Origin of the sequence: Candidatus Avelusimicrobium fimicolum, assembly GCF_021632165.1 — a bacterium.
In the GTDB taxonomy this organism is placed as follows: Bacteria; Elusimicrobiota; Elusimicrobia; order Elusimicrobiales; family Elusimicrobiaceae; genus Avelusimicrobium; species Avelusimicrobium fimicola.
Window position 1 is genome coordinate 25,770 of the sequence record NZ_JAJWTS010000005.1, and the last position, 23,867, is coordinate 49,636.

The 23,867-nt window shown below is 47.5% G+C and carries 20 protein-coding genes; 9 read left to right on the forward strand and 11 right to left on the reverse strand.

What is annotated here, in order from left to right:
• The first annotated feature begins 33 nt into the window (after nt 1–33).
• A complete protein-coding gene (locus tag ACQY2K_RS03255; protein ID WP_428040736.1) occupies nt 34–945 on the forward strand; it encodes a LysR family transcriptional regulator in 912 nt (303 codons plus the stop codon).
• Nucleotides 946–1,059: 114 nt separating this feature from the next.
• On the opposite strand, the gene ACQY2K_RS03260 is transcribed toward ACQY2K_RS03255, so the two are convergent.
• From ACQY2K_RS03260 to ACQY2K_RS03270, 3 genes are all read right to left on the reverse strand, one after another.
• Nucleotides 1,060–2,142, reverse strand: a complete 1,083-nt coding sequence (locus tag ACQY2K_RS03260) for a hypothetical protein (RefSeq protein ID WP_428040737.1) — start codon at nt 2,140–2,142, stop codon at nt 1,060–1,062.
• A 199-nt stretch (nt 2,143–2,341) separates the two neighbouring features.
• Nucleotides 2,342–3,148 carry a hypothetical protein gene (locus tag ACQY2K_RS03265; protein ID WP_428040738.1) on the reverse strand — a complete coding sequence of 269 codons (807 nt, stop codon included), beginning with the start codon at nt 3,146–3,148 and terminating at the stop codon, nt 2,342–2,344.
• Nucleotides 3,149–3,338: 190 nt separating this feature from the next.
• Complete coding sequence (locus tag ACQY2K_RS03270; RefSeq protein ID WP_428040739.1) at nt 3,339–3,869, reverse strand: hypothetical protein; 531 nt, start codon at nt 3,867–3,869, stop codon at nt 3,339–3,341.
• Nucleotides 3,870–4,015: 146 nt separating this feature from the next.
• Here ACQY2K_RS03270 and ACQY2K_RS03275 point away from each other — a divergent pair, with 146 nt between their 5' ends.
• The 4 genes from ACQY2K_RS03275 (at nt 4,016) to era (ending at nt 9,605) form a co-directional block, all read left to right on the forward strand.
• Nucleotides 4,016–4,603 (forward strand): ATP-dependent Clp protease proteolytic subunit, encoded by a 588-nt coding sequence (locus ACQY2K_RS03275; RefSeq protein WP_177746181.1) that lies wholly within the window; start codon nt 4,016–4,018, stop codon nt 4,601–4,603.
• A gap of 896 nt (nt 4,604–5,499) precedes the next feature.
• Entirely contained in the window at nt 5,500–8,034 is a 2,535-nt protein-coding gene (gene lon, locus ACQY2K_RS03280) for an endopeptidase La (protein WP_428040740.1), read from the forward strand.
• Nucleotides 8,035–8,139: 105 nt separating this feature from the next.
• Complete coding sequence (locus ACQY2K_RS03285; RefSeq protein ID WP_428040741.1) at nt 8,140–8,649, forward strand: flavin reductase; 510 nt, start codon at nt 8,140–8,142, stop codon at nt 8,647–8,649.
• Nucleotides 8,650–8,693: 44 nt separating this feature from the next.
• On the forward strand, nt 8,694–9,605 hold the full coding sequence (era, locus tag ACQY2K_RS03290; RefSeq protein WP_428040742.1) for a GTPase Era: 912 nt from the start codon (nt 8,694–8,696) through the stop codon (nt 9,603–9,605).
• A 56-nt stretch (nt 9,606–9,661) separates the two neighbouring features.
• Here the strand turns inward: era and ACQY2K_RS03295 are convergent, their stop codons facing one another.
• The 3 genes from ACQY2K_RS03295 to ACQY2K_RS03305 are packed head-to-tail and all read right to left on the reverse strand — an operon-like array spanning nt 9,662 to nt 13,017.
• Entirely contained in the window at nt 9,662–10,900 is a 1,239-nt protein-coding gene (locus ACQY2K_RS03295; protein ID WP_428040743.1) for a DUF1015 domain-containing protein, read from the reverse strand.
• Entirely contained in the window at nt 10,901–11,854 is a 954-nt protein-coding gene (locus ACQY2K_RS03300; RefSeq protein ID WP_428040744.1) for an NAD(P)-dependent oxidoreductase, read from the reverse strand.
• Nucleotides 11,851–13,017, reverse strand: a complete 1,167-nt coding sequence (locus ACQY2K_RS03305) for an aminotransferase class V-fold PLP-dependent enzyme (protein WP_428040746.1) — start codon at nt 13,015–13,017, stop codon at nt 11,851–11,853. The genes ACQY2K_RS03300 and ACQY2K_RS03305 overlap by 4 nt, the downstream gene beginning before the upstream one ends.
• 327 nt (nt 13,018–13,344) lie before the next feature.
• Between ACQY2K_RS03305 and ACQY2K_RS03310 the strand changes: the two genes are divergently transcribed.
• From ACQY2K_RS03310 to ACQY2K_RS03320, 3 genes are all read left to right on the forward strand, one after another.
• The gene (locus ACQY2K_RS03310) at nt 13,345–14,046 is read left to right on the forward strand and encodes a hypothetical protein (protein ID WP_177746005.1); all 702 of its coding nucleotides are present in this window, start codon (nt 13,345–13,347) and stop codon (nt 14,044–14,046) included.
• 18 nt (nt 14,047–14,064) lie between these two features.
• Complete coding sequence (locus ACQY2K_RS03315; protein WP_428040747.1) at nt 14,065–15,060, forward strand: GGGtGRT protein; 996 nt, start codon at nt 14,065–14,067, stop codon at nt 15,058–15,060.
• Between the two features lie 759 nt (nt 15,061–15,819).
• Entirely contained in the window at nt 15,820–16,446 is a 627-nt protein-coding gene (locus ACQY2K_RS03320) for a hypothetical protein (protein ID WP_428040748.1), read from the forward strand.
• Nucleotides 16,447–16,498: 52 nt separating this feature from the next.
• Here ACQY2K_RS03320 and ACQY2K_RS03325 read toward each other — a convergent pair whose 3' ends face one another.
• A complete protein-coding gene (locus ACQY2K_RS03325) occupies nt 16,499–17,128 on the reverse strand; it encodes a hypothetical protein (RefSeq protein ID WP_428040749.1) in 630 nt (209 codons plus the stop codon).
• 93 nt (nt 17,129–17,221) lie between these two features.
• On the opposite strand from ACQY2K_RS03325, the gene typA reads away from it, so the two are divergent.
• A complete protein-coding gene (gene typA / locus ACQY2K_RS03330; protein ID WP_428038063.1) occupies nt 17,222–19,057 on the forward strand; it encodes a translational GTPase TypA in 1,836 nt (611 codons plus the stop codon).
• A gap of 113 nt (nt 19,058–19,170) precedes the next feature.
• On the opposite strand, the gene ACQY2K_RS03335 is transcribed toward typA, so the two are convergent.
• The 4 genes from ACQY2K_RS03335 to ACQY2K_RS03350 all read right to left on the reverse strand — a co-directional run bounded on the left by ACQY2K_RS03335 (nt 19,171) and on the right by ACQY2K_RS03350 (nt 23,741).
• Nucleotides 19,171–20,328: a hypothetical protein gene (locus ACQY2K_RS03335; RefSeq protein WP_428040750.1), complete on the reverse strand. Its 1,158-nt coding sequence runs from the start codon at nt 20,326–20,328 to the stop codon at nt 19,171–19,173.
• A 224-nt stretch (nt 20,329–20,552) separates the two neighbouring features.
• Nucleotides 20,553–21,602, reverse strand: a complete 1,050-nt coding sequence (locus ACQY2K_RS03340) for an inorganic phosphate transporter (protein ID WP_177746311.1) — start codon at nt 21,600–21,602, stop codon at nt 20,553–20,555.
• An 11-nt stretch (nt 21,603–21,613) separates the two neighbouring features.
• Nucleotides 21,614–22,231 (reverse strand): DUF47 family protein, encoded by a 618-nt coding sequence (locus ACQY2K_RS03345; RefSeq protein ID WP_177746313.1) that lies wholly within the window; start codon nt 22,229–22,231, stop codon nt 21,614–21,616.
• A gap of 145 nt (nt 22,232–22,376) precedes the next feature.
• Nucleotides 22,377–23,741 carry an acetate/propionate family kinase gene (locus ACQY2K_RS03350; protein WP_177746315.1) on the reverse strand — a complete coding sequence of 455 codons (1,365 nt, stop codon included), beginning with the start codon at nt 23,739–23,741 and terminating at the stop codon, nt 22,377–22,379.
• Between the last annotated feature and the right edge of the window lie 126 nt (nt 23,742–23,867).

Below are 23,867 nucleotides of genomic sequence, written 5' to 3' on the forward strand. Positions count from 1 at the left end.
TTAGTTATAAGCAGTAAATATATAGAGTGGCTTATGGAATTGACAGAACTGGTATATTTTACAACGATTGCGCAAACGGGCAATATGTCCCGTGCGGCAAAAAAATTGCAGGTATCACAGCCCGCATTGAGCGTGGCGGTCAGAAAATTGGAACGGGATTTGAATATGCAACTTTTTGTCCGGGCAAATAACAGCATTATTTTAAATGCTGCCGGCAAAAAAGCCGTGGTATTTGCGGAGAATATTTTAAGCCAAGTGAGCGAAATGAGGCACTTTTTCCGCACCTATGGGGAGCGTAACACAGCGGCTTCGCTGGCGTTTACGGACCCAGGGCCATACCGTTTGGTGTTGCCTTTCTTCCAGCAGAAGTGTACGCAAACTAAAATTTCTTCCTTATTGTTGCACGCGGATAATGAGGTGGGGCCTACCTTAGAAGAAAAGAAGGCTGATGCGGTGATTTGTTTATCGTTGCCGCGCAAAAATAAAAAAGATTTTGAAAGCATTTCTGTTGCCAAAGAAGGCTTATACTTGGCGGTTCCGAAAAATCATCCCTTGGCAAAACGGAAATATATCCGCTTGGATAAAGAAAAGAACTTGGACCTTGCTGTACTTAGCGAGGGTGGCGCGTATGCGCAGTATTTGGTGCCGTTTTGGGAGAAATTTTCCAAACGCCATAAAATTACTATTTACAACGATTACGAATCGTTTAAACAAGCGGCCCAACAAAATCCCCAGCAGGCTTTGGTGCTTAGCCGCTTGGCCCGACGCTATTATCAGGAAACTTACGGACGTATCCTTATGCCCATTAACGATAAAGGTTTAAGCGTGCTTTATTACTTGGTCTATCTTAAAAAGAACGCGGAGTGCCTGTATCCTATTTTGCATTGGGCGAAGACGCGGGAAAACAAATTGTTAAATGTTGTTCGCCCGTATGCCAATATGTAAGAGCAAAGCCTGCTAAAACTCTAACAACCCCCGCGTGGTTCATTCTAGGCGGGGGTTATGTGTATATATAAATCCCCCCGAGTATCAACTCGGGGGGATTACTAAACAATTAAATTATTTTTCGGCGGGATGATATTTTACCGGTTTTTCGGCTTTCTCGCAACGGTGCTGTACACCGTGGTAGCGTACATCAATATCGTATTCTTCGCCGCATTTGGGGCAACAGATTTCTTCTTTGGTGGTAGAAATCGTGTTGCCTGTGTTGGGTTGAACGCCTACGGCACTACCCATTTGGGGGGCCGGGGTGCAGTACACATCCGGGTCAGCCGAACATCTGGAAGAATTACTGGTAATAGTCTTACCGCACCAGCGGCATTTTTCCGTATGGCTGGGTTGCGCATTAGATTGGGCATATACCTGATGGTAATAATATTCAAAAGAGTGTTCCGGATAGCCGTTGTGAGCGTCGCGGTCTTTTTGCAATAAGGTTTCCGCTTTAACGGCGATATCCTCGTCTAACTCTTGCAAATAGTGCATTTCCGGCTCGCCAGAAGCGGATTCTTCTTGCAAAGAACTGACACTAACTAAATTAGAATGGGGTTCTCCGTCCGCCGCATCCCAAGCGTCAGAAGCGGGGGATTCAATCCAATAAGCACCGGCCTCAGGCTCGCTGTAAGGCTCCGTGCATTTGTGCTGTACTCCGTGATAAAGCACATCAATATCGTATTCTTCGCCGCATTTGGGGCAATATCTGCTTTCGTCGCGGGATTGTTGTTTTTGTTGTGCTTTTTTAGCCTGTTTGGCTGCTTTTCTGGCGGCTCTGTCTTCTTTGGAAATGAAATTCTGTTCCCGTTTAATCACTTCTGCCTGGCGATAATTTTCGGCACAGAAACGATGATACTGTGTTTCCTGGCATTTTTGTCCTCTGGTGAAGTTCTGCCCGCAACGGTAGCAGGTTTTTTGGCTGGGGTTCGGCTCCGGCATACAATATACATCCGGATCTGCCGGGCATCTTCCGGACAAATCGGTGATTTGGGTACCGCACCAGCGGCATTTTGCGGCTTGACGGTGTTTCTTCTGTTGCACTTGAATTTGGCGTTGTAATTTGGCGTCTAAATTCTTAGTGTTTTGCGCCATAAGCGGCGTACACAAAGTAACGGCTAATAATGCGGCTAACATCCAGTTGACATTTTTCATTTTGGCTCCTTAATAGGTACGTCTTGTCATATAGATTGATTTGATGCTCCCTTATGTTTAGTGTAACTATTTTATTATTTTTAGTAAAGGGCCTTTGGTCCTAGATTCTGTCTTCAAAAGGACCTAGGAATTATTTAGGCCCTGCATAGCAAAAACCCCCGCTTTTGGCGAGGGTTTTTAATTGTTTCCCGCTATTTAATTAGTGGTTAAATCCGCAATAGTGAATGCCGTAGAAATAGTAATCGTCATCATACACGGCGTGGCATTTCGGGCAGGTTTCATAATCTTGTTTTACGGCTTTTTTTACTTTTTTAGATTTTGCCTTTTTTTGCTTTTTGGGAGCGGCTTGTTGCGTGTTGGATTCCGGCGCGCAGAACACATCGCAGTCCGCCGAGCAGCGTTGGGATTCACTCATAATTTCTTCTCCACAGCGCCAACATTTTCCCAAGGATTTGGCTTGCGGTTCGTTTTCCGGGGCGCAGAACACATCACAATCTGCCGCACAGCGTTGATATTCGCTCGTGATTTCCTCTCCACAGCGCCAGCATTTTCCCAAAGATTTTGCTTGTTTGGTTTGAGATTTGGCCGGAGTTACTGCTTTTGTTTGAGTTTCGGCTTGCGGTTCATTTTCCGGCATACAATACACATCACAATCTGCCGGGCAGCGTTTAGATTCGCTCGTGATTTCCTCTCCGCAGCGCCAGCATTTTCCCAAAGATTTGGTTTGTTTGGTTTGAGATTTGGCCGGAGTTACTGCTTTTGTTTGCGGTTTGGTCTGTGGCTCATTTTCCGGTGCGCAGAGCACATCACAATCTGCCGCACAGCGTTGATCTTCGCTCGTAATTTTCTCTCCGCAGCGCCAGCATTTAGCACTTTGCTGTTTTTGTTTTTGCAGTTGGATTTGGCGTTGAATTTTAGCACCTAAATCCTTATGATTTTGCGCCATAAGCGGTGTACAGACGGTAACGGCTAACAATGCGGCTAACATCCATTTGAAACTTTTCATACAATCTCCTTTGTTGTTGGTACAGCCTTTGAAATTTGACAATCTACTTCCTTACTTGTAGTTTAACTGTTTTCCTGTGCGGAGTAAAAGGCCGTTAGTCCCATAAATATATAAAAAAAGGACCTATCTGGGTCCTGTACAATATAAAAAACCCCGCCGTTTGGGGCGGGGTTTTTTAAAAGAGAAAGAACTATTCTCCCTGGGTAAGGCCTTGCATCATAATGGCTTGCAGTTCTTGGTTAAGTACAGTTGCGGCCGTTTCGTTTAAGAGGCCCTTGCCTTGCGTATAGGTAATGGCCGTAATGAACGTGATAAAAGTGGCCGTATCAGCATCTACTGCCGTTTTGGGATAGGCGGGTTGGTTAGCAATTAACAAGGAACTTAATTTAGTTAAAAGCGGTTCCACTTCGTCGGCTACTTCATCGGAAGTTGTTTTGATTTTATTAAAGACCGCCGGAATATCCTTTTCCAAAGCCTTTTCAATGGCTTTGTCCGTATCAGTCATTTGGTTTAAATCACGGTGCGCATCAAAAATTAATAACCCCAACTGCAACGCCTGCTGGGTGTTTTTTAGCATTTGCTGGCTGACTTCCCCTTCGCTTACGGCTTGTGCTCCGGCGGAAACGGATTCTTCAATCAGCGCGCTATTGCTGGATGCGTTGGCGGCAAAAGCGGCGGTGGATAGCGTGAGAGCGGTAAGTAAAACGAACAATTTTTTCATAATTCCTCCTAGATTTTACTCCTATATTAATAAAATAGTAAATAAACCACAAAAAAACTAGGGGTATTTAGGACCTATTTCGCTGGGCCAAAGGGCCTATTAAAATGCTGGGCCCATCTGCCGGGAAATATACTACAATATACAATATGATTATACCTACCATTATTGAAAAGAACGTCGGTTATGATATTTTTTCCCGCTTGCTCAAAGACCGCATTATCTTTGTCGGCGGGCGCGAAGGCGAAGTGGATACTGCCAGCGCTAATATGATTATCGCCCAACTGCTTTATTTGGATGCGGACGATTCCAGCCGGGAAATCAACCTCTACATCAATTCCCCCGGCGGTATGGTAACGGCGGGTTTGGCTATTTACGATACGATGCAATTCATCAAGGCCCCAATTACCACTATATGTATGGGGCAGGCGATGAGTTTTGGGGCGGTTTTATTGGCTGCGGGCTCCAAGGGAAAGCGCTATGCCTTGCCGCACGCGCGCATTATGATTCACCAACCCTTAATTTGGGGCGGTGGCATTTCCGGCCAGGTAACAGATATTGAAATTGAATCTAAGGAATTGCGCGATAATAAAGAGCATCTTTTGGATATTTTGGCTAAACACACCGGGCAGGATAAGGAAAAAATCCGCCGCGACAGTGAACGTAATTATTATATGTCGGCGCAAGAGGCCAAGGAGTATGGGCTGATTGACGAAGTTTTGCCTCTTAAAAAGTAACGGCTTTTTCAGTTGTTGCAAAATTCGTACGGGGGACAAAGAGTAAATCTTTGTTCCCCGGTACTTATTAGGGCCAACCATTTTTCACTTTTGGGCAATTTTGCACTGACTTTGCCCTTGGAGCCCTTGCAGGCTACCGCTTTATTTACTTTTTGTGCCGACAAAAAGTAAGCAAAAAACTCGTCGCCCAATGCGTTATAAAAGTCAGGCTTAAACGGGTATTTTTACAACTCGCCCTATTGGCTCAAACAAGTAAAAATACTTTTCCGTTTAAAGCGCCTTTTAAAGGCAACGCAAAAGGGCGACAAGAACAGCAAAAGCCTTTGCCGTCATTCCCGATGGTTTGTCGGCCCGCAGGGTTCGGGGATCTGTTGCTGTCGTTTGTTTTTTTATAACGACAGATTCCCGACTACGGCACTCGGAAATGACACGGAAAAGGGTCTTAATAAAATAAGAAGGTCATTCTGAACTTGTTTCAGAATCTACATCTTGGGTAGTTCGTTGTTGTCTAAAAAGTCATACTGGAAGGTCTCTGTCCAGTATCCGTTGTTTTCCTCTTTTTGAGTAACGACAGATCCTGGACTACAACTTTCCAGGATGACGATAACTACAATACAAAAGATAAACGCCCCAATCGGTAGATCCTGACGCCTATTAATAGACCCCGTACAGAAACACTACGGGGTGATGCCTAGCGGTATGGGCGGCAATTCAGGATGACTTTTATAGTAACTTTTATTGTTACCGTTTGTCCCAACTGTATCAAAATTAGCAACCAAATATCGTAGTTGCTAATTTTAGGGCAATTTGATACAATTTATAAGAGCCAAAAGCGGGGGTTTTATATATATAACGCTTTTGGGAAACCTTTTATCCGTTACAGAGAGGGAAAAATTATGGCAGAAGAAATTAAAAAACAAACACTTTCGTTGCCGACGGTAGTGCCGGCAGTCGCCATACGCGATGTGGTGATGTTTCCGGGGATGTCGCTCCCGTTATCGGTGGACCGCGAAAAATCCGTTTCGGCGGTGGAACTTGCTTTGGGTGAACCGGGCAAATATATTTTGGCCGTATCGCAGAAAAATGCGGAAATTGAGGACCCGAAAGAGGCCGATATTTACCATTTCGGCGTGATTGCGCAAATTTCGCAAAATTTAAAAATGCCCGACGGCTCTATGAAGATTTTTCTGCAAGGCTTGGCCCGTGCGCGCGTAACCAAGTTGGAAATGAACGAAGTTGCCGGGGCTTGGTTTGCTACGGTAGATTATATTGAGGAAGAGGACGATAATTCCCCGGTGGTGCAGGCCTTAATGCGCAAAGTGTTGGACGAGTTTGACCATTATGCCCGTGTATCACACCGGATTGCAGTGGAAGGCGTTTCCTTCCTGCGCCAAATTAATGATGCTTCTAAACTGGCCGATACGGTGGCTTCCAATATGCTCGTCAAAACCGAGCAGCGCCAAGAAATTTTGGAAGCGGTCCACATCAAAGACCGCTTGGAAAAAATCTTAAAACTAATTACCAGCGAAGTGGAAATTTTGGGTTTAGAGGAAAAAATCCACTCCAAGGTCCGCGCTCAAATTGAAAAGAACCAAAAAGAATATTATTTGAACGAGCAAATGAAGGCGATTCAAAAGGAACTCAGCCAAAAAGATGATTTCCAAAAGGAATTGGATGCCTTGCGCGCAAAAATTAAAAAGAACGGGTTGCCGCCGCAGGCCAAAGAAGCGGCTGAAAAAGAAATTGAACGATTGTCCAAAATGGCACCGTTCTCGCCGGAGGCGACGGTTTCGCGCACCTATTTGGATTGGCTCGTCAATATGCCTTGGAACCACACGACGGAGGATGTGCTGGATTTGAAAGAGGCCAAAAAGATTTTGGATGAGGACCATTTTGGTTTGGAAAAACCCAAAGAACGTATTTTGGAATATTTGGCTGTCAGTAAATTAAATAATTCTCTGCGCGGGCCGGTGCTCTGCTTTGCGGGTGCGCCCGGCGTGGGGAAAACCTCTTTGGCTAAATCTATTGCACGCGCCATCGGCCGCAAATTTGTGCGGATGTCTTTGGGCGGAGTGCGGGACGAAAGCGAAATCCGCGGCCACCGCAGAACGTATATCGGTTCTATGCCGGGGCGCATTATCCAGGGTATCAGCAAGGCCAAGAGTATGAACCCGGTATTCCTGCTGGACGAAATTGATAAAATGGGCAGCGACTGGCGCGGCGACCCTGCGGCGGCGTTACTTGAACTGTTGGACCCGGAACAAAACAAAGAGTTTACCGACCACTTTTTAGACGTGCCGTTTGATGTTTCCAAAGTAATGTTTATTACCACGGCTAACTCGCTGGCTAATATTCCGTCTACCTTGCGCGACCGCTTGGAAATTATTGATTTTGACGGTTACACCGAGTACGAAAAACACGATATCGTGGATAAATACCTCTTGCCCAAACAAATGAAGATGCACGGGTTAAAGGAGGGACAGTTGGAAGTAACGCACGAAGCCGTAGCCCTTTTAATGCGCGACTATGTGCGCGAAGCCGGGGTGCGCAATTTGGACCGCGAAATCGGTTCTCTGTGCCGCAAGGCCGCCAAAAAAATTGTAGATGGCTCTAAAAAAGTAGTGGTTACCAAAGAAAACCTGAACGAGTTTTTGGGCGTGCCGCGCTATTCCAACTTTGCTACCGAGGAAAACGGCGTAGGTATTGCTACGGGGCTTGCGTGGACGAGCGTAGGCGGCGAAACGCTGTCTATTGAAGCCACTAAAATACCGGGCAAAGGCCAACTGATTTTGACGGGTATGCTCGGTAATGTAATGAAGGAGTCTGTCCGTGCCGCGCTGACGTACGCCAGAAGCCGCGGCTATGGCAAAGATGTAGATTTTGACAAGACGGACTTTCACGTCCACTTCCCCGAAGGAGCCGTGCCGAAAGACGGTCCGTCTGCGGGTAGCGTGATTACGACCGCCCTAACCAGCCTTTTGACGGGTTTGCCTGTTAAAAAGCATTTGGCAATGACCGGTGAGGTAACTATTACGGGCCGTGTGCTTCCTGTCGGCGGTATTAAAGAAAAGTTTTTAGCCGCTTACCGCGAAGGGGTCAAGACGATTCTTTATCCGCACACGAACGAAAAAGACGTGTCCGAACTTCCGGAACGGGTCCGAAAGGAACTCACTTTAATTCCGGTAAAACATATGGACGAAGTTTTGCCTCTTTCGCTGGAAGGGTGGAAGGAGTTTGAAGCCAAGTTAAATAAAAAACACGGTTCCAAAAAATCTGCCAAGACACATAAAAAATCTCTTCCGGCGCGTGTAACACCGGCCAAAAAGACGGTTAAAAAAGCAGTTAAAAAAGCCGCACCCAAGGCGAAAAAAACCGTTAAAAAGGCCCCTGCTCATAAGGCTGTTAAAGCCAAGGCCAAAAAGCGCAAATAAGTAGTTTTTATAAACCCGGCCGAGTTGCAAAGGCCGGGTTTTCTAACCCAATAAAGGCCTTGTTCCTGACGCTTTGGCCCATTATACTTTAAGTAAGGGGGAAATATGATAAAAAGAGTGCCATATAATTTTAATGCCCAAAAGAACTTGGACATTCTTTCCAAAGCCGCCTTTTTAACCACGAAGTCCGGCAATAAAATAAACACAATGGTTATCGGGTGGGGAACGATTGGTATCTTGTGGCGGCTGCCCGTATTTAACACGGTAGTGCGCCAGAACCGCTTTACCTACGAGCAAATTGAAAAATCGCACGAGTTTACCGTTACGATTCCGTATGTGAACTTACCGCAGTCTGTGGCTGTGTGCGGAACCAAATCCGGGCGCAATATGGATAAACTGGCCGCGTGCGGGTTAAAAACCGTAAAAGGGCAAAAAATCGCAACCCCGGTGCTTGACGTGCCCGGTATGCACTTTGAGTGCAAGGTAATGTATGGCCGTTTAATGGGGGCGGAGAATTTAAATAAGGCGCTTGCCGAATTGTGGTATAACAAAGAGCCGGACGATTACCATATGTTTTACTTCGGTGAAATTATAGATAGTTATATTACCGAGTAGCGCGGAGCGTTGGCGAAGAGAAAAAAAATAAGTACAATACTTTTATGGACGAAAAAAACTTTAAAAGCGGTTTTGCCGTATTAGCCGGCCTGCCTAACGCGGGCAAATCTACCTTGCTTAACAACCTGGCGGGCGGACTTTTGTCGCCCGTTACCAACAAACCCCAAACCACGCGCCAAAATATTTTGGCTATTGCGGACGGGGACGACTACCAAGTGGTGTTTGTAGATACGCCCGGTTTTTTAAAGGCGCAATACAAGTTACAGCAAACAATGGTTGGCTGCATAGACCGTGCCGTGCGCGAAGATGCCGATTTAGTAATTTTTTTAGTGGATGCAACGGCGGATTATGCTTTAAACGCGCCGCTGGTGGAAAAATTAAAAACCGTTTTTTGTCCTGTCTTTTTAGCCATTAATAAAATTGACCTTGTGCAAGATGTTGCCGTACTGGACACGTTGGAAACGCGCATTAAGGCCGATTTAAAGATAGAAAAAACTTTCCGTATTTCTGCCGCCAACGGCACGGGTACGGATGGGTTAAAGCAGGCTGTTATTGCCTCAATGCCCAATAGCCCGGCTTACTTTCCGCCCGGCCAATGGACGGACCGTTGGGAACGCTTTTACGCGGCTGAATTTATCCGCGAGCAGATTTTTAAACTTTACCAAAAGGAAGTGCCGTATAGTACATTTGTAGAGATTGAAAAATTTACCGAAGACCTCGGCCCTAAAAATTATATCCGCGCCAATATCCACGTGGAACGCGAAAGCCAAAAACCTATTTTAATCGGTAAGGGCGGCAGTGCCATTGCCGAACTGCGCAAGCGGGCGCAAAAGCGTATTGAAGAATTTTTGGGGCGCAAGTACCGCCTGGAACTAAATGTAGTGGTTTCGCCCAACTGGCGTAATGACACGAAATCCCTGGAAGAATTTGGCTACATCGTGCGCGACGAAAAATAAGTTTTCAGTTGCTTTTTGTAAAACCCCCGGAGCGTTGCTTGCCCCAGGGGAATTTTTTAATCGTCGTAGGTGTAAATTACCAGGCCGCTGCGTAACTTGGGTTCAAACCAAGTAGATTTGGGGGGCATAATTTGGTGCGCATCGGCTACCTTCATCAGTTCGTTCATAGAGGTCGGAAACATTGAAAAAGCCACCTTCCCGTTGTTTTGGTTTACGCGTTCTTCCAATGCTTTTAATCCACGGATACCGCCTACAAAACTAATGCGTTTGTCTGTGCGCGGGTCGCCAATGTCCAGCACAGGGCGTAACAGGTTATTTTGTAAAATACTTACGTCCAATACGGCAACCGGGTCATCCGGGTTAAAGGTGCCTTTTTTGGCAGTTAATGTGTACCATTTTCCGCCTAAATACATACCAAAAGTATGGCGTTTGGTGGGGCGGTTCTGCCCGGTTTCTTCTACTGTAAATTTTTCTCCGATTTTGGCTAAAAATTCCGTTTCCGTCAAACCGTTTAAATCTTGCACCACGCGGTTGTAGTCCATTACATACAACTGGCTGGCCGGAAAAATTACACTTAAAAAAAAGTTATATTTTTCCTTGCCCGTATGTTTGGGATTATGTGCCTTATGTTGGCGGGCCACATTGCTTGCGGCGGCGGAGCGGTGGTGTCCGTCTGCAATATAGAGCGTGGGAATTTCTTTAAATGCGTCTGTCAGAAAAGCAATATCCTGCGGGTTATCAATTACCCACAAGGCGTGTTTAATATGGTCGTCAGTGGTAAATTCATACACGGGGAATTCTGCGGCGATTTCGGCTATTTTTACGCTGATTTGTTTGTTATCCGGGTACGTTAAAAACACGGGGCCTGTGGTGGCTGATAAGGTGTTGACGTGGCGTGTGCGGTCGTCCTCTTTGTCCTTACGGGTGAGTTCGTGCTTGCGCACGATACCTTTGTCGTATTCGTCGCACGATGCGGCGGCCACCAGGCCGTATTGGGTGCGACCGTCCATTGTTTGCGCGTAAAGGTAAAAATATTCTTTGGGGTCGCGTACTAAAATGCGGTCGTGAATAAATTTATCCAGATTTTCCTTAGCCTTTTGATACACTTCGGGGGCATACAAATCAATGTTTTCCGGCAAATCTATTTCAGGTTTATCAATATGTAAAAAAGAAATAGAATTGCCTTTTGCCATTTCGCGCGCTTCTGCCGAGTTTAACACATCGTAGGGCGGGCAGGCTATTTTTTCCGCGTGGGCGGCGGGACGAAGCCCTTTAAAGGGTTTAATGGTTGCCATTTAGTTCACCTTAAATAAAAATTTACCTGTGGAAGCGTATTCGTTGATAATTTCTACCGCACGTTCAGCCACGGCATCTTGTGCTTGTTCGGTGCTTGCGCCGATATGGTGTGTGCCGTAAAAGTTTTCCACACTGGCAAAGGGCGCGTAATCAAAGGTTTTATCGGCGGCTTTGGGTTCGTGTTCATATACGTCCAAGGCGGCGCGGATTTGTTTGTTTTTTATTGCGTCCACTAAATCTGCTGTAACCACCAAACCGCCGCGTGCGGTATTGATAAACGTAGCACCGGGTTTCATGGCATCAAAAAACTTTTTGTTAAACAGACCGTGTGTTTGCGGAGTGTCCGGCAGGTGAACGGTAATGATGTCGCACACTGCGGCTAATTGGTAAATACCCGTTTGCGGGGTAATGTGCATTTTTTCAAAAATATCTGTTGAGGCAAAGGGGTCGTATGCGGTGATTTTCATCCCAAAAGCGGCGGCGCGTTTGGCTACCTCTTGTCCGATATGCCCTAGCCCGATAATCCCTAAGGTGCGCCCGAAAATCCCCTTAGATTTGCTGTATTCGGCCTTGTTCCATATTCCGGCGCGCAGGTCGCGCGTATTGTGAAACAAACGGCGGTCCAGCGAGAGCATAAGCCCCATTGCCAGTTCTGCTACGGCTATGGAGTTGGTCCCCGGACAGTTGCAAACTGCTATGCCCTTTTGGGCGGCGTGTGCGGTGTCTATGGTATCGTAGCCTGCTCCGGCACGGATAACCAGTTTTAAAGCCGTCCCGGCATCAAGCACGGCGGCGGGCACCTTGGTACTTCGTACAATTAAAATTTCGTTGTCTTTTATAGCGGCGGGCAAGGTGTTTTCGTCCAGTTCCGGGTTGTCCGTCAGGGTGTGCCCTTGCTTGGTTAAGACCTCTTTCCAGTGGGCTGGAAATTTATCAGCGATTAAAATTTTCATTTGGGTTGCTCCTTTAATTGGCGGACAATGTCGTCCACCGTTTCGGCGAGTTTTTGATATTCGCTTGTGCCTTGGATATCCACAAACGGAAAGCAGGCAATGCGCAGGGAGTTTTGTTTGACCGAGGAATATTTTTTGATACCGTCGGCTAAATTGGCGCGGCCTGTTGCTTTTAAGGCGGCGGAAATATCGGCGTCTTTAATGCTTGGGTCGGTTACTTCCAGCGTAAGCGTGGTGTAGGAACGGAATTTTTCGTCCTGAACCAGCGGAGCCAAATAGTCGCTCTTTTTTGCCCAGTCCAGCAAAAATTGCGCGTGTCGTCGGCACAACGCATCCATAGCCTTTAAACCGCCGTTGGCGTTCATCCATTTGCAGGCTTCGTTGAACATCCAAATATTGGTGGTGGAGGGGGTATTGACCGTTTGGCATTTTGTTTGGGCTTTATCTATGGCTGCTGTTAAATCAAGCGCGTAGGGCACAGAGCGGTATTTTTTAACCTCTTCGGCGCGTTTTACCGCCGCCGGGCTTAAAATAATCACGCTGGACCCGCCTCCTACGCCAAAGCATTTTTGCATAGAAAATACCATAATATCAAATTGGTTTTTAGGTAAGAGCCGCCCTCCCGCGCAAGAGGTGCAGTCCCACGCAATTAAGGTATCCGGGCCTTTGGCTTTCCAGGCTTCCTCTAAATATTCATCCGGGATTTGTACGCCCGTAGAGGTTTCGTTCGGCGTTAAAAATACTAAACTGGCATTATAATCCGGCTTTTCTTTGGGGAAAAATTCGCCGTCTGCGCTTTCACGCACAGAGCGCACGACGTTTGGTTCCAATCGGGATAAAATTTTTTGTCCCCACAGTTTGGAAAATGCTCCAAAGGCTAATCCGGAAACGGAGTTTTTAACCAAACTCCACATGACGGCATCCATCGCCGCCGAGGCTCCTCCTAAAAAAAAGATAACGGTGTAATCTTCCGGCAAAGAAAAAAGTTCACGCAAATTTTGCTCTGCTTCTTTGTATAAACCGTCGGTGGAAATATCCTTAGCCCGGTGGCTGCGTTCAAATAAAGTTTTATAAATCGGCGTTTCGCGGATGACGGGATGTCCCTGGCTCGGCCCGCAAGTAAAGGTGGAGGAAGGGAGTTTAGTAAGATTTAATTTTATCATTTCATACACTCCTTAATTTTTCATTTGTTAATTTTTTTATTTTACAAAAGTTTACAGGAAGCGGAGCAAAAAATTTTGCCATTGTGGGTGCCCGGGAGGAGTTTTGTTGTGAAAAAACGCCAGTAACAACCACCTCCCCAATCAGCAGGTCCTAAAACAAATTCAGGGCGACGGCTTTGTTTTATAACTATCTTTGTTTATCCCGTAGCATTTTTATACGGGTTCTGCCGTTTTCCTATTTTTAAAAAGTCCTTTTTCCGTGTGTTTTTGCCCGGTGTTTTTTGGTAAAATATATTAGAAAGATTTACTTTTAGACAGGAGACCTAAATGAGTTGCGAAAAATGCACCCCCGAAGTACAGAATATGTGCTGCGTTTGCAAAGGCGCTAAGCACGAACCGGCCCCGATTCCCGAAGAAGGTAAATGGGTCAAAGCCAAACAAATTACCGACATCAGCGGTCTTACGCACGGTATTGGTTGGTGCGCTCCCCAACAGGGCGCTTGCAAACTGACGCTCAACGTCAAAAACGGCGTGATTAAAGAAGCGTTGGTGGAAACCATTGGCTGCTCCGGTATGACTCACTCCGCCGCTATGGCCGCGGAAATCTTGCCCGGTAAAACCATTTTGGAAGCCTTAAACTCCGACCTCGTTTGCGATGCTATCAATACCGCTATGCGCGAACTGTTCTTGCAAATTGTCTATGGCCGCACCCAGAGTGCCTTCTCCGACGACGGTCTGCCGATTGGCGCCGGTATGGAAGACTTGGGTAAAGGGCACCGTTCCCAAATCGGTACGATGTACGGCACCCAGGCCAAAGGCCCCCGCTACCTGGAAATGGCCGAAGGCTATGTGTTGGAAATCGGTCTTGATGCCAACAACGAAATTATCGGTTATAAATTTGTCAACCTGGGCAAAATGATGGACGCCATTAAGAAAGGTGAAGAACCGAAAGTGGCGTTTGAAAAGAACGTCAGCCAGTACGGCCGCTTTGACGAAGCCGTCAAAAAGATTGACCCCCGCAAAGAGTAAGCCCAGGAGAAAATGAATATGATTACGTTTGAAGGATACGAAAGAAGAATTGATAAAATCAACTCCGTTTTGAAAGAAAACGGCATTGCCTCCTTGGAAGAAGCCAAGGAAATCTGCACCAAAAAAGGTGTGGATGTGGAAAAAATCGTCCGCGGCATTCAGCCTATCGCTTTTGATAACGCCGTGTGGGCCTACACCGTAGGTGCCGCTATCGCTTTGAAGAATGGCGTAAAAACCGCTGCCGAAGCCGCCGAAAAAATCGGCGTAGGCTTGCAGAGTTTCTGCATTCCCGGCTCCGTAGCCGACCAGCGCGCCGTAGGCTTGGGCCACGGTAACTTGGGTGCTATGCTTTTGAGCGAAAACACCAAATGCTTCTGCTTCTTGGCCGGCCACGAAAGTTTTGCCGCCGCCGAAGGGGCTATCGGTATTGCCCGCACCGCTAACAAAGTACGCAAAACACCGCTTCGCGTTATTTTGAACGGTTTGGGTAAAGACGCTGCTTATATTATTTCCCGCGTAAACGGTTTTACCTCTGTGGAAACCGAATACAACTACAAAACGGGCGAACTCAAAATCGTAAGCGAAAAAGCCTTCTCTAATGGCGACCGCGCCAAAGTGCGCTGCTATGGCGCTGACGACGTAAACGAAGGCGTGGCGATTATGCGTCACGAAGGGGTGGACGTATCCATTACCGGTAACTCCACCAACCCGACCCGCTTCCAGCACCCTGTGGCCGGAACCTATAAGAAATGGGCGACCGAAAACGGCAAAAAATATTTCTCCGTGGCCTCTGGCGGCGGTACTGGCCGCACCTTGCACCCGGACAATATGGCCGCGGGTCCTGCCTCTTACGGTATGACCGATACGATGGGCCGTATGCACAGCGATGCGCAGTTTGCGGGTTCCTCCTCTGTGCCGGCTCACGTGGAAATGATGGGCCTTATCGGTATGGGTAACAACCCGATGGTGGGTGCGACGGTGGCGGTAGCCGTAGCCGTAGCCGAAGCCAAGTAAGATAACAACGGCTTTTTCAGTTGTTGCGAAATTCGTACGGGGAACAAAGAGTTAGTCTTTGTTCCCCGTTACTTATTAGGGCCAACCATTTGCCAAATTCGTTGCAGTTTGGCGTCTTTCGGGGCTTATGTGGCATACAGCCACACCGCGCCCCGACTACATCCTCCCAACTGCTTAGAATTTGACAAATCAGGCAATCGTCTAAAAAATTTTCAGTTGGTTGTGGACGGCCCTTGTAGGACGGCTTTTTCAGTTGTTGTAAAATGCGTACGGGGAACAAGGAGTAAATCTTTGTTCCCCGTTACTTATTAGGATAAACCATTTTTCACCTTTGGGCAATTTTGTACCGACTTTGCCCTTGCAGGCTACCGCTTTATTTACTTTTTGTGCCGACAAAAAGTAAGCAAAAAACTCGTCGCCCAATGCGTTATAAAAGTCAGGCTTAAACGGGTATTTTTACAACTCGCCCTATTGGCTCAAACAAGTAAAAATACTTTTCCGTTTAAACCGCCTTTTAAAGGCAACGCAAAAGGGCGACAAGAACAGCAAAAGCCTTTGTTGTTATCCAACAAAGTCATACTGGAAGGTTTCTGTCCAGTATCCGTTGTTTCCCTTTTTTATAACAACAGATTCTCGACTACGCCACTCGGAAAAGACACGGCCCCCTTTGTTGTTTGCCGTTGCTATTTTCCCGCCACCCTTAAAAACCCTTGAAAAAATGCCTTTTCCGCAGATACTTATAGTAAGGGGGAAAATGCTATGAAAAACCTTTTTAAAGCATATGGCGGGTTAACGGTGCTTATCTTGGCGTTGGTATTCTTTTTTGCGTCCGGCTGGGAGTTTGCTTTGGCGGAAGATGACTCTTTTGCGGCCTTGCGCGGGCAAGTTCCGGCGCAGTTAGATTCGCTTCGCGCGCGTGTTAATCAGGCGGGGGGAGAAGATATCAGTTTGGCCCTTTTGTTGGGCGCGCAAGACGAGGATGCCCGTATGGTGGGGGCAACGGTGCTTGTTTATCAGCAATATCCGCGCGAGCGGAAAATGGCTGTTTTGCTGGCGGCATCAGTCAAATTTAATAAAGAGTTTTACCGTTTGCAAGAGGTATCGGAAAACTCTTTAAAATTAGCATTATCCCAGGCGCCCGAAGAAATGTACGGTGTGCGGGAAACCTTTCAGGCGGTGCGGGACTTGCTGGAAATGCCTTCTGAACAGTTGCGCGGAGTTGTCCAGCAAAGTAAAGCCTTGGCGTCCAAAAACAAGCGGGAAATAGCCTTGGCTGAAACCCAAAAAAGTTTGAAAGCGCGTCAAAAAGCAGAGGCCGGGTTAAAACGAGGGCAAGCACAGGCTAACCGCATTATTAACGAGGTGCGCCAAGATATTAAAAAATAATTTTGTTGGAGGAGGGGAACTTTAAAACGGAGCGGGGCAAACCGCTCCGTTTTTAGCGGATAAAAACGCGGAATGCCGCCACAAGCCCCAGTACGCATACAAGGCCGAAAACGGCAAAGGCCAGTTCCCCGGGTTTTGGTTTGGCGGATAAAGTTTGTTCGGGTAAGGCATTTAAACGGTGTTGCAGGGCCGCAGGCGCGCCCACCCACAGCGCGTAACAGCAAGCCCGCCAAAAGAGCGGTTTTACCAACACCGTGCCGATTAAGCCTCCCAGCCACAGCGTGCCCCACACCCACGGCGGAAAGGGCGATTTTTTGCGCATATATTCACAGGTCCGGCAGATAAGGGCATTTAACTCAAAAAATGTAACCGCACCGCCCAATGTCCGCATAAAAGCCCCGCCGGAAAGCGGTTGCCCGGACAGGCGGCGGAAACCCGTCAGAACGGCTTTCCATTGGCGGAAAAGCCAATAGAGCACAAACAGCCCGCCGCTAACAGCATTTAAAATAAGCAGCGTACCTGCGTGGATAAAATAAAACGTGTTGGAAAGCCCCAATTCTTTTAATTGGGTGCGGCGCTCGGTGCGCTTGGCTTCGCTGGCGTAGTCCCATTTTTTTAGGGTGAGCGCATAGGCGATATAGAGGGCGGCTAAAACTCCGGCCATTTGTAAAAATTGTTCCATAGGGTTATTATAAAAAATTTTTCCCCGCTTGTGGAAAAGCCCCCTTAAATACTAAAATATATATATCTTAATATTAGGACTGTATAAACATATATGAATAATACCCGCGAGGACGTACGCAACGTAGCCATTATCGCCCACGTTGACCACGGCAAGACCACGATTGTGGATTCTCTGTTAAAATTTGCCGGAGAATTTAAAGTAAAAGAAGACCAAGCCCAAGATACTGTTTTAGACTCTAACCCGCTTGAAAGAGAGCGCGGCATTACGATTTTGGCCAAGTGCACTTCTATCGGTTACAAAGGCCATACCATTAACATTGTTGACACCCCCGGCCACGCCGACTTCGGCAGCGAAGTGGAACGCGTTTTGCGTATGGTGGACGGTGCTATTTTAATGGTGGACGCCGTGGAAGGGCCTATGCCGCAGACCCGCTTTGTACTGCGCAAAGCGCTTGCTTTGGGCTTAAAGCCGATTGTAGTTATCAATAAAATGGACCGCGAACACGTCCGCCCCAGCGAAGTAGTGGACGAAGTGTTTAACCTTTTTATGGAACTGGGCGCAACGGACGAACAGTTGGATTTCCCGATTATTTATGCCTCCGGCCGCGCCGGTTGGGCGAGCCTTAAAATGGAAGAACAAGGCAAAGATATTGCTCCCATTTTGGATACGATTTTGGCCCACGTTCCCGCGCCCGAGGCTATGCCCGACGCACCCTTGCAAATGCAAGTTACAATGTTGGACTACAACAACTTTTTGGGGCACGTCGGTATCGGCCGTATTTTGGCGGGCAATATCACCAAGGGCCAGCAAGTTACCCTGATTCACCCGGATGGCTCCACGACCAATGCTAAGGCTGCCAAAATTGAACGCTTTGTCGGTTTAGGAAAAACCGAAGTGGAAAGTGCCACTGCGGGCGATATCGTTTCTATCGCCGGGTTGGAAGGAGTGGACGTGGGCGATACGATTTGCCGCCCCGATGCCTTAAAGCCGCTTCCGCCCTTGGCCATTGATGCGCCGACGATGTCTATGGACTTTATGGTCAACGACAGCCCGTTCTCCGGCCGCGAAGGTAAATTTGTTACCAGCCGCCACCTGAAAAACCGTTTGGAAAAAGAAGCCCAAACCAATGTGGGCTTGAAAGTGGAACAATTAGAGGGCGAAGGTAAATTTAAAGTATATGGCCGCGGAGAATTGCATTTAACCATTTTAATTGAAAATATGCGCCGCGAAGGTTTTGAATTGGCCGTTTCCTCCCCGGAAGTAATTTACAAAGAGGAAAACGGGCAAATTTTAGAGCCGATGGAATACTTGATTTTGGACATTAAGAGCGAGTATCAAGGCGCGGTATTTACTTCGTTGGGTACGCGCGCTGCAAAACTGGAAAATATGGTGGCGGAAGGCGAGGACCGCTTGCGCCTGGAATATTTGATTCCGTCCCGCGCGCTTATCGGTTTTAAAAACGAACTTTTAACCAATACCCGCGGCACGGGTATTATGCACCACAGTTTTAAAGGCTACTATCCCAAAGTGAACCTGCCGGACTTGCGCCGCAACGGGGTGCTGATTGCCAAAGAAGACGGCGAAACCACTCCTTATGCCTTGTACGCTTTGGAAAACAACGGCGAACTGTTTTTGGGGCCGGGCGTAAAAGTGTATGCGGGCGAAATTGTCGGGCAGAACGCCCGCAGTAATGACTTAGTCGTCAACCCCTGTAAAGCAAAACATCTAAGCAATATGCGCAGTAAAGCCAGCGACGAATCTTATGTGCTGACCCCGCCGCGCGTGATGAGTTTGGAACAGGCGGTGGAATATATTGCGCCGGATGAATTGGTGGAAATTACACCCCAATCTTTGCGTTTGAGAAAGAAAATCTTGTCGCACCTGTTGCGCAAACGCACGGAACGCGCCGAGGAAGAAGAAGCATAATCCGGGTGTGTGAAAATAATTTAAAGGGCTACACTTCTTTCGGTGCGGCCCTTTTTTACGCAAAAAAATGCCGCAAGCCGAAAAACTTGCGGCATTTTCTGTCAGCAGGAAAATTAATGTTCAAACAGTTGGCCTAATTTGTCTAAAAAGCCTGTAAACAGGCCGGACTCCTTGGTCTGCGCTACGCCCAGTTGGTTTTGCTCGCGTTCTAGTGTGTGCCGGATAAGAGACAAGGCTCCCGTGTAAGCAGGGTTATCGGCGGGGCAATCGCTTATCAGGTGGTCCACCACTCCCAAGCGTGCTTTTTTGGCGTTAAAAATGGCTTTGGCGGTTTTGACCATTTGCTTAGTCGCTCCGCTTCCGCATAAAATCAAGTTGGGGGAGGGGTATTTTAAGTGCAGGCAGAACGCCTGTAAAATTTCCTTATTAATGCCTTGGAGCATTTTGCTTTCGGCATCCTCTATTACCTCGTCCATAATTTCGTCCGCACCCGGTTCGTAGCCGTTTAGCACCTCTTGGGCGGTTTCCACATCGTTTTGCAACAGGTCCGCCACCGCTTCGGCGCGGCGGTTTAAACCATAGGGCAGTTCCAGGCCGTCCAGTAAAATCCCTTTGTTGTATAACAGGGCGGAAACGGACTCCTCCCCTAAGTCTAGCAAAAGCGCGCCCGAGCGTTTTTCGCCCTCGGTTAGCAATGTTTCGCCTAACGCCACCGAGGACGGCAAAAGTGCATATTCCGGGCAGTTGCAGGCGGATAAAACATTATTTAAATTATTTAAGTGCGTTACAAGCGCGTAGGATAAAAATGTGCCGATTTCCAAGGTAAACCCGGCCATCCCCTTGGGGTCTAGAATCCCTGTGTTCCCGTCAATCATATACGACTGGGGAAGAATATCCACTACCTCTAAGGTGTCGCTTAAATTAATCGGTACGGAGTTGCGGATCGCCTCGTCAATTTCTCTGTCTCCAATGATGCGGTTGCGGGTATCAATGGATTTGAATCCGCTGGAACTTTTAAAGGAAAGGAAATTCCCGCGCAAGCCTACTACGACGGACGGATCGGCATTTATGTATTCGTTCATTTCCGCAAATACTTTGTTGAGCCCTTCTTCGGCACCGGCCATATCACGCACGAACGCACCGGAAAACGAGCGACAAGTCCGGCGCAAAACGTGGCGGATGCGCAGGGGGCGGGTGTCGTCGTCCACAGCGGCCAGAGCGGCAGTAACGGTGGAACCGTAGAAATCAAGTGCTAAAATATTGCGGGGCATAGTAAATCCTTTATTTCATTTTATCAAATTTGGACCAATGTCAAATTTGTAGAGGGGCACGGGATTTGTAGCGCGTATTGTTTTGGGAAATTTACGTCGGGGGAGTTGAAAATTTTGCGGGCCGCCATTTCCCAACTTTCCTAGTTGTATGATAATAATTTGGATCCATAAAAAAACGCCCCGGGAAATGTAGAAACCCGAGGCGGTTCTTTGCAAATATTCACTTACTTAAAAAGCCACGTTTTAAGCAGGTAACAAGCGGCAGAAATCAAAGCCGCGGCAGGAATAGTGATAAACCACGCCCACACAATGCGGTTGGCTACACCCCAGCGCACGCACGACAGGCGGCGCAGGGAGCCGATGCCCACAATCGCACCTGTAATAGTGTGCGTAGTGCTGACAGGAATACCCAACATAGATGCCACAAAGAGAGAGATAGACGAGCCGGATTCGGCGCAAAAGCCGTCCACCGGGCGCAAACGCGTAATCTTCTGTCCCATTGTTTTAACAATCTTCCATCCGCCGGAAAGCGTACCTAACGCAATAGAGCCTTGGCACAAAAGTACCACTGAAAGCGGCACAATAAATGTGCCTTGTGCGACTTGGTGCATTTCTTCGTGTGTGAGCAAAAAATCGCGGATAGGGGCTGCTTCTTGCCCGGCAAGCCCGCCTAAAAGCAGCATACTGATAATACCCATAGTCTTTTGCGCGTCGTTTCCGCCGTGGCCCAAGGAGTAGGCCGCTGCTGAAAAGAGTTGTCCTTTGCGGAAGAAATGGTCCACCTTGTAGGGGTTAAACGGACGGCAGATATTAAATACTAATATGCCGATAATAATGCTGAGTAAAAAACCCAGAAGGGGGGATAAAAAGATAAATAAAATCGTCTTAAAAATCCCGCCGGCAACCAAAGCGTTTACCCCTCCTTTTACAAAACCTGCTCCAATCAGCCCGCCAATTAATGCGTGCGAGGAACTGGACGGCAACCCCCACCACCAGGTGAGGATATTCCAGCCGCAGGCTCCCATCAGTGCGCCAAAGACCAGGTTAGCATCCACAAAGTGAATATCTACAATACCCGCACCAATGGTTTTGGCAACTTCCGTGTGAAATACCAAAAAGGCTACAAAGTTAAAAAAGCCGGCCCACGCTACCGCCACCTTGGGCGATAATACGCGCGTGGACACCACGGTAGCCACCGAGTTGGCAGCATCGTGGAAACCGTTTAAATAATCAAAGAATAAGGCCAAAATAATTAGGAATAATATCCACAGCATAACCGGCTCCGTTAATTATTTTTTACCAAAATAGATTCCACCATATTGGCGGCATATTCGCAAAAGTCGGTTACGGTTTCGCCTAATTCGTAGAGTTCCTTTTGTTTTAAAATCATAATGGGGTCTTTTTCGTTTTCAAACAAATAGGTAATGGCCTCATCACGCAGGACGTCGCCCTCGTTTTCCAAACGGTTGATTTCCACGCATTGGATAAGGGTTTCCTTCATATTTTTGTTACTGCGCAGGGAGGCAAGAGCCTTTTGCAAGGCCTTGGCCGTTTGGGCGATGGTATGGCCCATTTTTTTGCTGTATTCGGTCGGCTTTTGGATTTTGTACATACAAAAGCGGTTTGCAAGCAGGTAAATGCTATCTACAATATCGTCCAAACGGTTGGCCAAGGCCAAAATGTCCTCGCGGTCAAACGGAGTGATAAAGGTTTCGTTTAAGGTGTTAATGGTGGTGTGGGTGAGTTCATCGCCATAGTGTTCAATTTCGTGCATTTCGCGGATGTTTTCGGGGGTAAAGTTGCCGCTATCCACGAGTTTTTTGTAAAACTCAGCCGCGCGGACGATATTTTCGCCCTGCTTATCAAACAAATCAAAAAACTTTACTTCTTTGGGTAAGAACATAAGTTTGCTCCAATTAATTTTTTTCGTTCATCTTGCAACTTGCGGGCCCGGTGCGAACCTGTTTCGTCCGGGCGGGTTACATCTTACAGCATTTTTTTCTTTAAAAAAACGCCCGTTTGAATAACCAAACGGGCGCACATAAAAACTACTTATTTAACTCCTGCTTTAACTGCTCGGGCAAATTAACGGCTGCTTTTAACAGGAAGGGGCGTTTTTTGACCTCTTCTATAAAGGCGGCGTCGCGCAGTTTGTTGCGGTAGTCTTTCTCCTGGAAGATATAGCGGAACTTAGTATATACGTCGTATGTTCCGGCCAAGAGGGCGACAATATCTTGTACGCCGACGATTTCTTCATCTGTCGGGATGACAAAGATTTTTACCGGCGAATTATCGGCCGAAATGCGGCACTCGGCTTTGTTTGTATCTGCCGCGTTGTTGCGCTCCTCGTCCAGGATAATGCCAAAGTTTTCAAGGCCTTTTAAAATCATTTCGCGGATATTGGTGGCTCTTTCGCCTACACCGGCGGTAAAGACAATGCTGTCCAAGCGGCCCAAGGCAGCCATATATGCGCCAATGTACTTTTTCACGCGGTAAGATTCCACGTCCAAGGCCAGTTTGCACAGTTCGTCGCCGTTGGCGGCCCCTTTGCGCACGTCGCGCTGGTCGGCAAAGCGGTCCCCGGTCAGGGCATACATACCGCTTTTTTTGTTTAAAATGGTGTACATTTCGTCCGGGCTCATATTGAGTTTCTTCATCATATGGAAGCAAATGGAAGGGTCCATATCGCCCGAACGCGTGCCCATTACAAGGCCTTCTAACGGGGTTAAGCCCATAGAGGTATCTAAGCATTGTCCGTTCTTTACGGCGGTTACGCTTGCCCCGGCGCCAATGTGGCAGACAATGGTGTTTACTTCGTCCACATTTTTGCCCAGAAGTACGGCGGCGCGGCGGGAGGTATATAAAACGGAAGAACCGTGGAAACCGTAGCGGCGGATTTGATAATCGGTGTACCATTTGCGCGGCAATGCATACATATAAGAGGAAGCCGGCATCGTCTGGTGAAAAGCGGTATCCATTACGCAAACGTGCGTAACATTGGGCATAAGGGCGCGGGCCGCTTCAATACCCATAATATGTGCCGGGTTATGCAGCGGAGCCAAGTCGGAAATGTTTTTAAGTTCGGCAACCACGCTGTCGTCCACGATAACAGATTTGGCAAATTTACCGCCGTGCACGATACGGTGGCCCACTGCGCTGATGACGTTGACGTTTTCAATGACGCCGTGTTCTTTATCGGTTAAGGTTTCAATTACCAGGTTGATAGCGTCTTTGTGGTCTTTGCAATTTCTTTTTAATTCAAAGGAGGGGTATCCGTTGCGGTCCTGGGAAATGAAGGAACCGTCAATGCCGATGCGTTCTACCGCGCCGGCGCAAAGGCTTTTCTTCTGGTCCCAGTCGTACACACTGTACTTAACGGAAGAACTGCCGCAGTTTAAAAACAATATAATCATTTGATTTAGAATCCTTGTTTGGGGCTCTCATAGGAGCGTAATTTTGAAGGAAAATCCTTCCCTATTATTATTGTAGCAAAAAGAAACGAGCCGCGTTTGAATTTATAAAGAAAAACCCCCGGGAAA